The 17015-nt window shown below is 60.2% G+C and carries 9 protein-coding genes; 4 read left to right on the forward strand and 5 right to left on the reverse strand.

The annotated features are described in order from the left end of the window. The first annotated feature begins 5 nt into the window (after positions 1-5). Entirely contained in the window at positions 6-2969 is a 2964-nt protein-coding gene (locus ACA070_RS30760; protein WP_497449518.1) for an autotransporter outer membrane beta-barrel domain-containing protein, read from the forward strand. A gap of 199 nt (positions 2970-3168) precedes the next feature. Then, a complete protein-coding gene (locus ACA070_RS30765) occupies positions 3169-5397 on the forward strand; it encodes an autotransporter outer membrane beta-barrel domain-containing protein (RefSeq protein ID WP_497449519.1) in 2229 nt (742 codons plus the stop codon). A gap of 129 nt (positions 5398-5526) precedes the next feature. On the opposite strand, the gene oadA is transcribed toward ACA070_RS30765, so the two are convergent. After that, positions 5527-7335 carry a sodium-extruding oxaloacetate decarboxylase subunit alpha gene (gene oadA, locus ACA070_RS30770; protein ID WP_497449520.1) on the reverse strand — a complete coding sequence of 603 codons (1809 nt, stop codon included), beginning with the start codon at positions 7333-7335 and terminating at the stop codon, positions 5527-5529. Positions 7336-7346: 11 nt separating this feature from the next. Then, positions 7347-8762 (reverse strand): acetyl-CoA carboxylase biotin carboxylase subunit, encoded by a 1416-nt coding sequence (locus ACA070_RS30775; RefSeq protein ID WP_046030798.1) that lies wholly within the window; start codon positions 8760-8762, stop codon positions 7347-7349. Positions 8763-8952: 190 nt separating this feature from the next. Between ACA070_RS30775 and ACA070_RS30780 the strand changes: the two genes are divergently transcribed. Then, positions 8953-9915 carry a LysR family transcriptional regulator gene (locus ACA070_RS30780; RefSeq protein WP_497449521.1) on the forward strand — a complete coding sequence of 321 codons (963 nt, stop codon included), beginning with the start codon at positions 8953-8955 and terminating at the stop codon, positions 9913-9915. On the opposite strand, the gene ACA070_RS30785 is transcribed toward ACA070_RS30780, so the two are convergent. From ACA070_RS30785 to ACA070_RS30795, 3 genes are all read right to left on the reverse strand, one after another. Beyond that, entirely contained in the window at positions 9857-10066 is a 210-nt protein-coding gene (locus tag ACA070_RS30785) for a PA3496 family putative envelope integrity protein (RefSeq protein ID WP_438659658.1), read from the reverse strand. The two genes, ACA070_RS30780 and ACA070_RS30785, sit on opposite strands and share 59 nt — an antisense overlap. Positions 10067-10283: 217 nt before the next feature. Next, positions 10284-11150, reverse strand: a complete 867-nt coding sequence (gene hexR / locus ACA070_RS30790; RefSeq protein ID WP_008027445.1) for a transcriptional regulator HexR — start codon at positions 11148-11150, stop codon at positions 10284-10286. A 280-nt stretch (positions 11151-11430) separates the two neighbouring features. Continuing rightward, entirely contained in the window at positions 11431-14304 is a 2874-nt protein-coding gene (locus ACA070_RS30795) for a putative bifunctional diguanylate cyclase/phosphodiesterase (RefSeq protein WP_497449522.1), read from the reverse strand. A 258-nt stretch (positions 14305-14562) separates the two neighbouring features. Here ACA070_RS30795 and uvrD point away from each other — a divergent pair, with 258 nt between their 5' ends. Further along, a complete protein-coding gene (uvrD, locus tag ACA070_RS30800; RefSeq protein WP_497449523.1) occupies positions 14563-16746 on the forward strand; it encodes a DNA helicase II in 2184 nt (727 codons plus the stop codon). The last annotated feature ends 269 nt before the right edge of the window (positions 16747-17015 follow it).

Here is a 17015-nt window from a genome sequence, read left to right on the forward strand (position 1 = left end):
CTCAAATGCCCTTCTCCCCCCAGCGCCTGGCACTCAGCATTGCGTTATTGATCAGCGCCGGCGCCCACGCCGCCCCGTTCAAAAATGTGCAAATCGACACGCCGACCACCGCCGCTCAAACCCTCGGTGGTGGCGATACCCTGACGATCTCCGCGCCGGGCAGCATCACCAACGCTGGCAAGACTGTGAGCCTCAAAGACAGCACCAGCGGCGCCGGTGTGGTGATCGATAACTCGGGCAAGATCATCTCGACCGGCGGCCGGGCGATCGACAGCAGCGGCGACCTGACGCAAGCGCGCAACTACAGTATTTACAACCGAGCCGGCGGGCAGATCCTCGGTTTCAACGACGCGTTGCGCATCGACAGCAACTTCGCCAGCGGCAGTTTGCTGATCGACAACAGCGGCATCATCCGCTCCACTACCGGTCAAGGGCTGGACCTGGATGCGCTGCGCAGTGCGGGAGTCAAAACCACAATCATTAACCGTGCGGGCGGGTTGATTCGCGGGGACGCCAGCGATGGCATGAAGACCGGCGCCAATGCGACGATCACCAACTATGGCGAGATCTCTACCGGCGACTCTCGAATCGCTGACGACAAGTTCGACGGTATCGACATCGACACCGCGACCGGTGTGACGGTGACCAACTACGGCAGCATTTCCGGCGGCCGCCACGGCATCACCACCGACCTCGGCGCAACACTGACCAACTACGGTCAAATCACCGGTCGCAATGGATCGGGTTTCGGCTCCGATGGCGACGGCACAGTGATCAACCACGGCACGATTACGGGTGCCTATTCGGGCCTGCAACCCAACGGCGACGGCGATGGCGTGGACATCGACAAGCTCGCCCACATCGAAAACTACGGCACCATTCAGGGCATCGGCGCCGGCGGTGTCGACAAGGGTGGTTTCGCCAACGGCAGTGAAGGCATCGCGTTGGGCGGCGGCTATGTGTTGAACGCGAGCGGAGCGCTGATCAGCGGCGCCAACAGCGCCATTCTGGTGGACGACGGCAGCGGCGGTTCGGGCGTGGCCGCGACGACGCTGGAAAACTTCGGCACCATTCAGGGCCTCGACGGGTTCGGCGTCAAGTTCGTCGGTGAGTTCGCCGACAGCGTGGTCAACGGCGGCACGATCAGCGGCAGCAACGGCTTGTCGCTGGATTTGGGTGGCGGCAACGACAGTCTGACATTGCGCAACGGCAGTCGCTTCGTCGGTGTGGTCGACGGCGGCAGCGGCTACGACCGCGTGGTGATGGCCGACGCGGCGGGCGGCAGTTTCGGCGCGAGTCGCAACTTCGAATGGCTGGAGGTCAAGCAAGGTGCCTGGACGTTGACCGGCAGCGGTGATTTCAGCGACGGCGGCGCGGTGCGTAACGGTGCGACGTTGATCAACCAGGGTGGCATCGCCGGGAGTCTGACCGTCGATGCGGGCGGTGTGTATGCCGGCGGCGGTTCGGTCGGCAATTTGCTGGTCAACGGGACTTTGCGCACCAACACTCAACTCGGCACGGCGACCATCACCCATGATTTGACCATGGGCAGCGGCTCGACCCTGGCCTACGGCGTCAACGCCGATGGCAGCAGTGCGCCGATCAAGGTCGGCGGCGTGGCCAACCTGAACGGCGCCACCCTGGCGGTGAACCCCGGCAGCGGCACCTATCCGTGGCAGAGCCAATACACCGTGCTGCAAGCCGCGAGCATCAACGGCACCTTCGGCAAAGTCACCAGCGACTATGCGTTCCTCACGCCGACCCTCGCCTACACCCCGACCCAGGTCGACCTGACCTACACGCGCAACGATGTCGCCTTCAACCAATTCGCGGTCACGGGTAACGGCAGCAGCGCTGCCAACAGCCTGGCTTCGATGAGTAAAAACAACGCGCTCTACAACGCACTGCTCAACACCACCAGCGCCACGGCCGGTAATGCGATCGAGCAACTCGCCGGCGCCAGCAACGCCAACCTGACCAGCGCCACCCTCGGCGCCAGCAGCCAGATCGGCGGCAGCATGCTGTCGGCGATGCAGCACATGGGCGGTGGCTCAGGATTGTTGGTCGGCCTGGATCAGCAGGACACCCCGGTGCTCGCCGCCACCGGCGTCCCGTCCGACGCGCGTAACCTCAACGACCCGAACGCCCAAGGCCGACTCTGGCTGCAAGCCATCGGCGGCTACGGCAAGCTCGATGGCGAGCATGGCAGCAGCGGTCTGGAACAGCGCACCAAGGGCAGCGTGCTCGGGGCTGACTGGTCGCTCAATCCGCAATGGCGCCTGGGCGTGCTCGGCGGTTACTCGAAGACGGATCTGGATGCCACGGGGGTCGATGGCAATGTCGAGAGCTGGCACGCCGGCGTTTATGCCTTGCGCCAAAGCGGCCCCTTCGCTTTGCGTCTTGGCGCCGCGTACAGCGGCCACCAAGGTGAAAGCAAACGCACTGTCGCCTTCAACGGTTTCAGCGACCGACCAAAAGGCGATTACGACGCCGACAGCCAACAGGCTTTCGCCGAATTGGGCTACGCAATGGGCAGCGGCCGACTCAGCGCCGAGCCGTTCGCCAACCTCGGTTACCAGCGTTATCACCGCGACAGCTACCAGGAAAAAGGGGGCGCCGCAGCACTTCAGGTCGACAAGCAAACCCAGGACAACTTCAGCAGCACTTTCGGCCTGCGTCTGGCGCACCTGAGTTCGCTGGAGAACGGCATGAGCCTGACACCGCGCATGACCGCCGGCTGGAAGCACACGTATGGCGATGTCAGCAACTCGACGCGTCAAGCGTTTGTGGTCGGGGGTACGGCGTTCAGTGTCGACGGCAGTTCGCTGGACCGTGACAGTCTGGTGCTGGAGGCCGGGCTGGATCTGGGCATTTCGGCGCGGCATTCGGTGGGGGTTGGTTACAGCGGGGAGATTGGGAGTAACAGCCGCAATCATGGGGTGATTGGTCAGTGGCAGATGAGTTTTTGAGTTTGCGATAGCGGGCGGCGTCTTGAATAGTTGTAAGAAAGTTCTTCCTCGTCGGCGGCCAAAAGTCCCACCGATCAATCGAGCAGCTATTTTCTACACAACTATCTGACACCGCCCGCAAACGCGCCGGAACCGGCTGACATCGGCATTGAAGCGCTCTATTTAGAGTTTGACCTCCAGATAAAAGAGGTCGAACCCGATGCCCATTCAACACAAATTTCGCCCACAACACCTGGCGCTGGCCATTGCGCTTGCGTTGGGTTGTACCGAAATCTCACTTGCCCAGCAGATATCTGCCGAGACAATCGCACCTGCAGCGGAAACTCCGGACCAGCTCATAGCGGCGCTTGAAGCATTCATCAACGATCCAGACACCAACAAGATCCCGATCAGCAAGGTAGCGGATGGTGTCAATCGGAAACTTGGTGACGAAAATGATCTGGTTATCGTATCCGGTCGCGGAAGCGTCACCGGAACAGTTGACGGTGGCGGCGGTACCAACTTCCTGCAACTCGACACCGCGAGCGGCGGTACGCTAGGCGAGAGTCGTCGTTTCGAAGGTTTGGAGCTCAAACGAAGTACTTGGACCTTGAATGGTCCCGGTGACTTCAACACCGGTGTCTGGGTGCGCCCGAAAGCAACGCTAATAAATGATGGTCATATCGAAGGAGGAGCGTTGGCCCAAGGAACGCTCGTCAACACTGGCAAGATTGGCGGCGGCGTGACTGTGCGATCAGGAGGCATCCTGAAAAACTCGGGGGATATTCGAGGTGACGTTGTTATCGATGAAAATGGTGTGTTTGCCGGCAATGGTTTAGTCGGTGCTCTACAGGTAAACGGGAAGTTCTCCGCAGACAAAATGCACGGTGCCCCGAAAGTGTCAGGTGACTTAACGCTTTCCAGAACTGCCGTACTGACCTACGAGGTCGATCCTGATCGTAAAAGTGAAGCGATATTAGTCGGTGGCACCGCCAGTCTTGGTGACGCCACGCTGAACATCGTTGCAGCCCCCGGTGACTACCCGGTGATCAGCGAAAACACCATCCTTGTTGCCAACAAAGTTGAAGGTGAATTTGGAAAAGTTCTCAACAATCTTGCCTTTTTAACGCCCAAGCTCGAATACACAGAAAACAAAGTCGATCTGATCATCACCCGTAACGACGTGCCCATCGAGAGTGTCGCGATCAGTGATAACGGAAAGGAACTCGCGCAAAGCATCGAGGAGCCGAAGAACCTACCGCAGGAACAGGCCTCATCCAAGAATCCACTACCTGTCGTTGAAACCCTGAATCCACCGACCAGCACCGACACTTCCGCCACCGCCTCAACGCCATCAACAGCGACCAATCCCGTCGCCACAGCACCAAAACCAACCACCCCCGCAAACGCTGCTGTCAACGCCCTGCTCGGAAGTGACAAAGTCACCGCCTCCTACGCAATTGAACAGCTTGCCGGCGGCAACAACGCCAACCTCGCCAAGGCAACCCTGAACAGTGACAGCCCGGTCGGTGCCACCCTGCTCTCGGTCATGCGCCAACTGGACGGCGCCAGCGGCTACAACAAACCCGGTAACCGAACCAACGCACCACGCGTGGCCGCCGGCAGCGAAGATAACGGCAGAGTCTGGCTGCAAGCCTTGGGTCACGGCGGAACGCTGGATCGCGACCACGACGCTCTGCAAACGTCCACAAAGAGTCTCGTTCTAGGCGCGGATTGGGGCGTCGGTGAGGAATGGCGCATCGGTGTGATGAGTGGCAAGTCAGACACTCGGCTGGACAGCCGTGAACTCGACGGCGATCTCGACAGCTGGCACTTGGGCGCCTATGCCCTGCGCCAGAACGGACCGATGTCGCTGCGCCTGGGTGCGACCTACAGCAATCACGACGGCAGCACTAAACGTCGGGTTGCCTTCAACGGTTTCAGCGACCGTCCCGAAGGCCGTTACGACGCCAGCACCCAGCAGGCCTTTGCAGAAGTGGGTTACAACCTCGGGCGAGCCAATGTCAGCATCGAACCGTTCGCCAGCCTTGGTTATCAACGCTATCAACGTGACGGCTACACGGAAAAAGGGGGCGCGGCAGCGCTGAAAGTCCACGGCCAAACCCAAGCCAATCTCAACAGCACCTTCGGTCTGCGACTGGCGAAGATCAATACGCTGGATAACGGCATGCAACTGACGCCGCGGTTCAGTGCCGGCTGGAAACACACCTACGGGGATATCTACACCGACACCCGCCAGCGATTGGTAACGGGCGGGAAAAACTTTACCGTTTCCGGTGCGCCGCTGGATCGCGACAGTTTGCTGGTTGATGCAGGACTGGACCTGGGCTTGTCAGCGAAACATACGCTGGGTGTGGGCCTGAATGGTGAGATCGGCACTGACAGCCGCAATCACGGCGTAATGGGGCAGTGGCGGATGGCGTTCTGATCACTGACTGAAACGGCGCAGTCCCTGTGGGAGCGAGCTTGCTCCCACATTTGCCATGCGGAACTCGGGACAAAAAAAAGGGGAGCACATGCCCCCCCGAGGTTTAAAACGGCGTATCGAGGCTGTTGATCAGCCTTCGATCTCAATCAGGATTTCGCCCGGATTCACCCGGTCGCCCTTGGCCACGTGGATGGCGGTGACTTTGCCGGCGATGGCTGCCTGGACTTCGGTTTCCATTTTCATCGCTTCGGTGATCAGCACGGCTTGCCCTGCTTTCACGGTGTCGCCTTCCTTGACCAGCACGTCGACGATGTTGCCCGGCATGGTGGTGCTGACGTGGCCCGGTGCCGTGGCTTGCTTACGCTTGCTGCTGCCGCCGCTGACGAATTCGTTGAGCGGTTCGAACACCACTTCTTCCGGCATACCGTCGATAGACAGGTAGAAGTGGCGTTTGCCTTCAGCCTTGACGCCGACACCGGTGATGTCCACGCGATAAGTTTCACCGTGGACGTCGATGACGAACTCGGTCGGCACGCCTTCGCCACCGGCCGAGGCCACGCCGCCCGCCTCAGGAATCGGCAGCAGCACTTCTGGCGTCAGGGTGCCGGCAGCACGTTCTTCGAGAAATTTGCGGCCGATGTCCGGGAACATGGCGTAGGTCAGCACGTCTTCTTCAGACTTGGCCACAGCGCCGATTTCGGCACGCAGTTTGGTCATTTCCGGCTTGAGCAGATCGGCCGGACGCACGTCGATGACTTCTTCGCTGCCGATCGCCTGACGACGCAGTTTCTCGTTCACGGTGCCCGGCGCCTTGCCGTAGCCGCCTTGCAGGTAAAGCTTCACTTCGTTGGTGATGGTCTTGTAGCGCTCACCGGCCAGCACGTTGAAAAACGCCTGGGTGCCGACGATTTGCGAGGTCGGGGTCACCAGCGGCGGGAAGCCGAGGTCTTCACGAACCCGCGGGATTTCGGCCAGCACTTCCGCCATGCGGTTCAGGGCGCCCTGCTCTTTCAACTGGTTGGCCAGGTTGGAAATCATCCCGCCCGGTACCTGGTTGACTTGCACACGGGTGTCGACGGCGGTGAATTCGCTTTCGAACTGGTGGTACTTCTTGCGCACGGCGTAGAAGTACAAGCCAATCTCTTGCAGCAGTTCCAGGTTCAGGCCGGTGTCGAATTCGCTGCCTTTAAGGGCGGCAACCATCGACTCGGTGCCTGGGTGGCTGGTGCCCGAGGCGAAACTGGAGATCGCAGTGTCGATGTGGTCGGCACCGTTTTCGATGGCCTTGAGTTGGCACATGGTGGCCAAACCAGCGGTGTCGTGGGAATGGATGAATACCGGCAGCGACTGCTCGGATTTCAACGCCTTGACCAGTTCGCCGGTGGCGTACGGGGTCAGCAGGCCGGCCATGTCCTTGATCGCCACCGAGTCGCAACCCATGGCTTCCATTTGTTTGGCCTGGGCCACGAACGCGCCGATGGTGTGCACCGGGCTGGTGGTGTACGCGATGGTGCCTTGGGCGTGTTTGCCCGCCGCTTTCACCGCTTCGATGGCCGTACGCAGGTTACGCACGTCGTTCATGGCGTCGAAGATACGGAACACGTCGATGCCGTTGACCGCTGCCTTGGCGACGAAAGCTCTGACCACATCGTCGCTGTAATGGCGGTAGCCCAGCAGGTTCTGGCCACGCAGCAGCATTTGCAGGCGAGTGTTAGGCAGTGCCGCACGCAGTTGGCGCAGACGCTCCCACGGGTCTTCTTTCAGGAAGCGCACGCAGGCGTCGAAGGTCGCGCCGCCCCAGCATTCCAGCGACCAATAGCCGACTTTGTCGAGCTTGTCGCAGATCGGCAGCATGTCTTCGGTGCGCATGCGTGTCGCGAGCAGCGATTGGTGGGCGTCGCGCAGGATTGTGTCTGTTACGTGGATTTTCTTGCTCATTGTTCTATTCCTCACAGGCCTGCGTGGGCGGCGATGGCGGCGGCGATGGCCAGGGCCAGCTCTTCGGGTTTGCGCTTGATCGAGTAGTTGGTCAGTTCAGGGTGGCTTTCAACGAAGCTGGTGTTGAACTGGCCGCTACGGAATTCCGGGTTACGCAGGATTTCCTGGTAGTACGCGGCGGTGGTCTTGACCCCTTGCAGACGCATGTCGTCGAGGGCGCGCAAGCCACGGTCCATCGCCTCTTCCCAGGTCAACGCCCACACCACCAGTTTCAGGCACATGGAGTCGTAGAACGGCGGAATGGTGTAGCCGGTATAGATCGCCGTGTCGGTGCGAACGCCAGGACCGCCGGGCGCGTAGTAACGGGTGATCTTGCCAAAGCTCGGCAGGAAGTTGTTTTTCGGGTCTTCGGCGTTGATCCGGAATTGCAGCGCGAAACCGCGGTGCTGGATGTCTTCCTGTTTTACCGACAGCGGCAGGCCGGACGCAATGCGGATCTGCTCGCGGACGATGTCGATCCCGGTGATTTCTTCGGTGATGGTGTGCTCCACCTGCACCCGGGTGTTCATCTCCATGAAGTACACCTCGCCCTCGGCGAGCAGGAACTCCACGGTGCCGGCGTTCTCGTAACCCACAGCCTTGGCCGCACGCACCGACAGGTCGCCGATGTAGGCCCGCTGTTCCGGGGTCAGTTGCGGACTTGGAGCGATTTCGATGAGCTTCTGGTTGCGGCGCTGGATCGAGCAGTCACGCTCGAACAGGTGCACCACGTTGCCAAAGCTGTCGCCGAGGATCTGCGCTTCGATGTGTTTCGGATTGACGATGCATTTTTCCAGAAACACTTCCGCCGAACCGAAGGCCTTGGTGGCTTCGGAGATCACGCGAGGGAAAGCCTGTTCGAGTTCTTCGCGGCTGTCGCAGCGACGGATACCACGACCACCACCACCGGAAGTGGCCTTGAGCATCACCGGATAACCTATACGGTCGCCTTCGACCAAAGCCTCGGCGATGTCCGCGACGTTGCCTTCGGTCCCAGGCGTGACCGGCACGCCCGCCTTGATCATGCTGCGGCGCGCTTCGGTCTTGTCGCCCATGCGGCGGATGACTTCAGCCGATGGACCAATGAACTTGATGCCGCGCTCGGCGCAGATGTCGGCCAGTTCAGCGTTTTCAGAGAGGAACCCGTAGCCGGGATGCAACGCATCACAACCGGTTTCCACAGCCAGGTTCACCAGCTTGCGCGCATTCAGGTAACCGGCCAGTGGCTCGGCACCGATGCTGTGGGCCTCATCCGCACGCTTCACATGCAAGGCATGGCGGTCGGCGTCGGAATAGATCGCGACCGAGCGAATGCCCATCTCGGCGCAGGCACGCACGATTCGTACGGCAATCTCACCACGGTTGGCGATCAGGATCTTTTTTATCACTTGGAGGTTCCCTTGAGCCGGTGGTACCCACGACCTGCTAGACCAGGTCGACGCGTGACTAAATGTTTCGATTTAGTCGCAGCCCCACACTAGCCCCCACAAGGGATTAACAAAAATGAATAATAATTGGGTTAGGCATAAGTAAAGACTTATAGTTGATTCATCAGCCTGCGGCCAGAGCCCATAAACTATGCGTAAGTCCTTGATGCGTATGACATTGCGTCAATTGCAGATCTTTAACGAGGTCTGTGATTTGAGGTCTTACAGCCGCGCGGCCGACGAAATGTCTCTCACACAACCGGCCGTCAGCCTACAGATTCGTCAACTCGAGGAGCTGATTGGTCAGCCTTTATTCGATTACGTCGGCAAAAAACTCTACATGACCGAGGCCGCCGAAGCACTACAGCGCGCCAGCCGCGACATTTTCGGGCGCCTGGAAAACCTCGACATGCAGCTCTCGGACATGCAGGGATCGCTGCAGGGCCAGCTGAAACTGGCGGTGGAATCCAGCGCCAAGTATTTTGTCCCCCACCTTTTTGCCGCGTTTAAGCGCCAGCACCCGGAAGTGAATCTGCAACTGACGGTGGTCAACCGAGGGCAGGTGATCCGTCGGCTGTCTGATAATCGCGACGACTTGGTGATCATGTCGATGGTGCCGCAGGACATGGGCCTGGAGTTCCTGCCGTTCCTGAACAATCCGATCGTTGCCGTCGCGCCACCGGACCATCCGCTGTGCCACATGGGGCCGTTGCGCTTGCAGGACCTTGAACCGTTCACACTGCTGCTGCGCGAACCCGGTTCCGGTACGCGAATGGCTTGCGAGGAGTATTTCAAAGAGAAGCGCGTGCACTTCAACCAGACCCAGGAGGTCGCATCGGCCGAAGCCCAGCGTGAATGTGTACTGGCGGGTCTGGGCGTCGCGCTGTTGACGCGCCACGCCCTGAACCTTGAGTTGGCAACCGGTGGATTGATCGAGTTACCGGTCGAAGAACTGCCGCTGTATCGCAGCTGGTGCCTGGTGCAAGCCAAGGCGAAACGGCTGTCACCGGTGGCGCACGCGTTCCTTGCGTTTATCCGCAGCGAGCGGGTGCAGATCAGCGCGCTGGTTGAGCGTTTCGACGGGAAGTTGCCGGTGCTGCCTGCCAGTAATTGAGCTCCAGCTCGGGAAAATCACCGATCTCGGCCAGCAGCTGGCGGCGTTCGCAGCGATCTTCGATGGCGCGGCGAAATTCCATGCGGCGCTGATCTTCTTGCTGACGACGGGTTTTGGCGGCGCTGTTGCGTTCTTCGTAGGGCTGGGCCATTTCGAGTCTCCCAAGGCGATTACGGGAGTTTCAAGATAGGCGCGGGGGATGACGGTTTGGCGGCTTGTGCGTTACAAACAGATGAATGTTGCCGTATTTGAGGACGCCATCGCGAGCAGGCTCGCTCCCACAGGTGGACCGCGCCCGTCAGGACAACTCGATCAAATGTGGGAGCGAGCCTGCTCGCGATTAAGGTCGGAACGACCTTACGACGACGTCAGTCGTCCAGCGCTTTCACCGACTTGGGTGACAGCCGCAAGCTGCGCAGGCTGCGTTTGACACTCTTGAGGTGGTTGACCAGGCTCGGCCCGCGCGCCATGGCCACGCCCATCGCCAACACGTCGATCACCACCAGGTGGGCGATACGCGAGGTCAACGGGGTGTAGATTTCAGTGTCCTCGTGCACATCGATCGCCAGATTGACGGTCGACAGCTCAGCCAACGGCGTCTGACTCGGGCACAAGGTGATCAACGAAGCGCCGCTCTCACGCACCAGGTTCGCCGTGATCAGCAAATCCTTGGAGCGCCCGGACTGGGAAATACAGATCGCCACATCGGTCGGTTTCAAGGTGACCGCCGACATCGCCTGCATATGCGGGTCGGAATACGCCGCCGCGGTCAGCAGCAATCGGAAGAACTTGTGCTGGGCATCTGCCGCCACAGCGCCCGAGGCACCAAAGCCATAGAACTCGACGCGCTGGGCCTGGGACATGAGCGACACCGCCCTTTGCAACTCCACCGGATCGAGCTTCTCGCGAACCTCCATCAGGGTGTGCAGGGTGGTGTCGAAGATTTTCAGGCTGTAGTCGGCGACCGAATCGTCTTCATGAATCGCAAACTGGCCAAAGCTCGCGCCTGCCGCGAGGCTCTGCGCCAGCTTCAGCTTCAAGTCCTGGAAACCGGAGCAACCGATGGCACGGCAGAAGCGCACGATGGTCGGCTCGCTGATGCCCACGCTATGGGCCAGGTCGGCCATGGAGCTGTGCATCACCGCCGCAGGATCAAGCAGCACGTGGTCGGCGACCTTGAGCTCCGACTTGCGTAAGAGGTGGCGTGACTGGGCGATGTGTTGCAGCAGATTCAAAGGGCTGGACTCTTTGTTATTGGCAGGTGCCGGAGATGTAGCAAGCTTGTAGTTATACTACATGAATCGGCTTTTTGCCTGCTCAATGCGTAACTCGATGTCCCCATTCCACGCCACATGGGCTCCATGTAGCACTGCGGCCCCTGTAGCAACTGCCGAAGGCTGCGTTCGGCGGCGAAGCAGCCATAAACCGAAGTATCAGATTTTTCCTGTTGAGCTGCGTAACGCCCATACACGACTGCTTCGCAGTCGAACGCAGCCTCGCGTTGCTCGTCAGCTGCTACAGGAGTTTTGTGTCGTGTTGTAGAAGTGCAGCCAGGTCATTGGCCTCGACTGGGCGGCTGATCAGGTAACCCTGCACTTCATCGCAGCGCTCGGCTTTCAAGAATTCCAGCTGCTCCGGCCGTTCGACGCCCTCAGCCACCACTTTCAGCGACAAGCCATGCGCCATGGCGATGATCGCCCGGGTGATCGCTGCATCCTCGCTGCCCTCCCCCAGACCGCGGATAAACGCCTGATCGATCTTCACGTAATCCACGGGAATGCGTTTGAGATAGCTCAGGGACGAATAACCCGTGCCGAAATCGTCGATCGCCAGCTTCACGCCCAGATCCCGCAGTTGCTGGAAAGTCGCGATGATGTGCTCGACGCTGTCCAGCAACTGGCTTTCGGTGAGCTCGAGTTCCAGGTAGTGCGGCGCCAAGCCGGTTTCTTCCAGCACCTGCCGCACCAGGCTGACCAATTTGCCTTGGCGTAATTGATGCACCGACAAATTGACTGACACGCGAATCGGATCGAGCCCCTGACGCTGCCATTCGCAGGCCTGCCAACAGGCTTGGCGCAACACGAACTCGCCGATCGGACCGATCAGCCCGGTTTCCTCGGCCAGACCGATAAAGTCCCCTGGCGGCACCCGGCCCATGGTCGGATGATCCCAACGCACCAGCGCTTCAGCAGCGTTCAGGCGTCCGGTGGCGAGGCAGAGTTTCGGTTGGTAATAGACTTGCAGCTGCTTTTCTTCGATGGCTTTGCGCAGCTGATTCTCAAGCTGCAATCGCTCAAGGGTGCTGACTTGCTGGCTCTCGGTGTAGAACTGGAAGTTGTTGCCGCCCAAATGCTTGGCATGCTGCATGGCAATGTTCGACTGGCTGACCAGCGCGGAAATTTCCCGGGCGGTGTCCGGCAGCATGCTGATGCCCATGGAGGCGCTGACCACCAGCTCATGGCCATCGACAGTGACCGGCAAACGCAGCTTGCTCGACAATCGGGTCGCCACGCGCGCCAGGCTCGACAGGTTGCCGTAGGCATCGAAAATCACCGCAAATTCGTCACCGGAAAGCCGCGCGATGGTGTCTGCCTCTGGCAGCGCGTTGACCAGCCGCCGGGCCATTTTCTGCAATAACTGGTCGGCAACTTCATGGCCAAGGCTGTCATTGAGCAGCTTGAAGCGATCCAGGTTGATATGCAGCAGCGCCAGGCTGCGACGCCCGCCCTGACGCACTCGCTGATGAGCCTCACGCAGCCGTTCGCGGAACAGCGAACGGTTGGCCAGGCCAGTGAGTTCGTCGTAATGGGTCAGATAGCGCATGCGCTCTTCAGATTCCCGTCGAGCGGACAGATCGGCGAAGAAGCCGACAATATGGCTAACATTTCCCCGAGCATCTCTAACAGCGTTCAGTTGCAGCCACTGTGGATAGAGCTCACCGTTCTTGCGGGTTTCCACCAGCTCGCCCTGCCAGGTGCCGTGCTGCTCCAGCCCTTGATGAATCGCGACGTAATGCCGGCGCGCATCGCGACTGCACGGCAACTCGACGACGTTACGCCCGATCATGTCTTCGATGTCGTAGCCGGTGACGCGGCTGAAAGCCTGATTGATTGCAATCAGTGCGTAATTCGGGTCGAAAATCACGATGCCTTCGCTGGCCGCCTCGAACACCGTCGCCGCCAGTTGGCGCTGCTCTTCCTGGCCTTTGCTCGCGCTGATGTCGCGGCGGGTGCCGACCATGCGGATCACCCGACCATTTTCGCTGCGCTCGACCGCTCGTCCACGGTCCTCGATCCAGACCCAGTGACCGTCGCCATGCCGCACGCGGTATTCGATCTGATAATCCTCGCTGCGGCCTTTCAAATGTTCGACCAGGGCACGGCGCAGCGACGGCAAGTCCTCGGGGTGAAGCCGCGGTTTGAGGTGGCTGAGCATCGCGGTGACGAATTCCGGCTCCAGGCCGAACAACTCCTGAAGCTGGGTGTGGTGAACTTCGTCAGTTTGCAGGTTCCAGTCCCACAGCCCGAGTTCACTGGCCTTCAACGCCAACGCCAGCCGCGCTTCACTCTTGCTCAGGGCCTGGTTGGCCGCGTCCAGTTCGAGGCTGCGCTGGGCGACCCGGTTTTCCAGCTCGACCTGGGCTTCGCGCAACTTGTCTTCAGCGCAGCGGCGGTGATCAATCTCTTTGGCCAATTCGTGATTAAGCTGGTCGCCGCAGCTCTGCGCCTGCTGCAAGTGTTCGATCAGGGCCTGATTCTGAAAGCGCCGCAGCAAGCCGCTGTCGATCAGCCGATTGACCTGCCAGGCCACCACGCTCAACGCGCCCAATAAAATCAGCCCGAACCAGCCCCACCCCTGGCCTTGTTGATCGCCGCCCCAGAATAGATAGGCGATGGCCGGCAACAGGCAGGGCAAGGTAAAGGACAGGAACGCCGGAAGGCTGACCGCGTACGCGACGCTGGCCGACAGGGCGGCGGCGCCGATCAGGCCGAACACCCAGGCTTGTTGCATGAAATTGTCAGCGGGCACCAAGGCGATGCCGGCACCGGCCAGGGTCAGGCCAGTCATGGCAGAGCCCAGCAGGAACATGCGACGCCAGACCGGATGGGCCTGGCGGTTAGGAATGGCCGAATCGAAGGCTGCGACTTGAATCACCCGCAAGGCCACCAGCGACAATAACCAGATCAGCCAGACGCTGACGAGGAAGTAGCGCTGCGGACTCCAGAGCAGTCCGGCGCAGACCAGACCGTTGGTCAGCATGAACAGCGTAGGCAGCAGCGAGCCCTGGTAGAGCAAACGCGTGCGCTCGACCGCCATTTCCATGGCGTACTGTTTGCGGATAACCCGAGGCTCCACAGAGGGGCCCGACAGGTCGGAGCTGAGGGTCATAGGCAATGTTCTTGTTCTTATAATGATGAGCATGAGCCCGAAACGTGGACGGAGCATACACAAGCCAATGCCCTTACCACACTGCTCCGGATCATAAATTCGACAAAATTTCCGGCCCCCGCCGCCCGCTGAAAACCCTTCGAGCGAGCCCCGCCAACGCTTGTAGCCAGTGACTGACCGGTCGTCATTCGTGCTTCTTTCATCGGCTAATGCAAAGCTCGGTTTGCCCGGTGTGACGGCGCACCCTAGAATGCCCCGATGCGCGATGATCTCTCCCTTCTGCTGAACTCCCTCAACGATGCCCAACGCCAGGCCGTAGCTGCCCGTGTGGGTCGTCAGTTGGTCCTGGCCGGTGCTGGTTCCGGTAAAACCCGAGTGCTGGTGCACCGTATCGCCTGGTTGATCCAGGTCGAGAACGCCTCGCCCCACTCGATCCTGTCGGTGACCTTCACCAATAAGGCCGCTGCCGAGATGCGTCATCGCATCGAGCAGCTGATGGGTATCAACCCGGCCGGCATGTGGGTCGGCACCTTCCACGGCCTGGCGCACCGCTTGTTGCGGGCGCACTGGCAGGAAGCCGGCCTGAGCCAGACCTTCCAGATTCTCGACAGCGACGACCAGCAACGGCTGGTCAAGCGGGTGATCCGCGAGCTGGGTCTGGACGAGCAACGCTGGCCGGCCCGTCAGGCCCAGTGGTTCATCAACGGGCAGAAAGACGAAGGTCTGCGCCCGCAACACATTCAAGCCAGCGGCGACCTGTTCCTGGCGACCATGCGCAGCATTTATGAAGCCTATGAGGCCGCGTGCCTGCGCGCCGGCGTCATCGACTTCTCCGAATTGCTGCTGCGCGCTCTTGACCTGTGGCGCGATAACCCGGGCCTGCTGGCCCATTATCAGAAGCGCTTCCGGCACATTCTGGTGGACGAGTTCCAGGACACCAACGCCGTGCAGTACGCCTGGTTGCGTTTGCTGGCCAAGGGCGGCGACAGCTTGATGGTAGTGGGCGACGACGATCAGTCGATCTACGGCTGGCGCGGCGCGAAAATCGAGAACATTTATCAGTATTCCGACGACTTTCCAGATGCCGAGACCATTCGTCTGGAGCAGAACTATCGCTCCACCGCCGGGATCCTCAAGGCAGCCAACGCCCTGATCGCCAACAACACCGGGCGCATGGGCAAAGAGCTGTGGACCGATGGCGGTGAAGGCGAAGCGATTAATCTGTACGCCGCGTTCAACGAACACGATGAAGCACGCTACGTGGTGGAAACCATCGAAAGCGCGCTGAAAACCGGCTTGGCCCGCAGTGATATCGCGATTTTGTACCGCTCCAACGCCCAATCGCGCGTTTTGGAAGAAGCGTTGCTGCGCGAGCGCATTCCGTATCGCATCTATGGCGGTCAGCGCTTCTTCGAACGGGCAGAAATCAAGAACGCCATGGCGTACTTGCGCTTGCTTGAAGGCCGCGGCAACGATGCAGCGCTGGAGCGGGTGATCAACGTTCCGGCCCGTGGCATCGGTGAAAAAACCGTCGAAGCGATTCGCGACCATGCACGCCACAGTGATGTGTCGATGTGGGAAGCCATGCGCCTGCTGGTCGCCAATAAAGGCCTGACCGGTCGCGCAGCGGGAGCGCTCGGTGCGTTTATCGAGCTGATCGAGAACCTCGCTGCCAAGTGCGTGGAAATGCCGCTGCACCTGATGACCCAAACGGTTATCGAACAATCGGGGCTGATCGCCTACCACGAAGCGGAAAAAGGCGAGAAAGGCCAGGCCCGGGTAGAAAACCTTGAGGAACTGGTCAGCGCCGCCCGAAACTTCGAAAATGCTGAAGAAGACGAAGATCTGACGCCATTGGCGGCGTTCCTCGGTCATGCGTCGCTGGAGGCCGGGGATACTCAGGCCGACGAGCACGAAGACAGCATCCAGCTGATGACCTTACACAGCGCCAAGGGCCTGGAATTCCCTTACGTGTTCCTCGTGGGTATGGAAGAAGGCCTGTTCCCGCACAAGATGAGTCTGGAAGAGCCGGGCCGTCTTGAGGAAGAACGCCGATTGGCCTACGTCGGTATCACCCGCGCCATGCAGAACCTGGTAATGACCTACGCGGAAACCCGACGCCTGTACGGCAGCGAGACCTACAACAAGGTGTCGCGTTTCGTACGTGAAGTGCCGAAAGGCCTGATTCAGGAGGTGCGGCTGTCCAACAGCGTCAGCCGTCCGTTCGGCGGTGGCCAGCAACAAAGTTCCAGCAGCCTGTTTGGCGGCAGCGAGATCCCGGACACCGGGTTCAGCCTCGGCCAGGCCGTACGGCATTCGGTGTTTGGCGACGGCGTGATCCTGAACTTCGAAGGCGCCGGAGCCCAGGCCCGGGTGCAGGTGAACTTCGGCGAAGGCAGTAAGTGGCTGATGCTCGGTTACGCCAAGCTGGAAGCCATTTAGTACGGCCTGATCATTCCCACGCTCTGCGTGGGAATGCATCCCGTGACGCTCCGCGTCACAGTGGACGCAGAGCGTCCATGGCGGCGTTACCACGCAGAGCGTGGGAACGATCTATCTGCGCTTCGCCCTTTGCGGCCTATTCCTACAGAACTTATCCACTCGTCTTACAGACCAAAGTTAACAGGCCTTATTGCGCTGACTGAAGCTGAACGCAACCTGTCAGGCAAAAGCCCGAAACACTCTGCCGCTAGCCAGTAACACTTCAGCTG

This window comes from Pseudomonas sp. LBUM1678 (assembly GCF_059695575.1).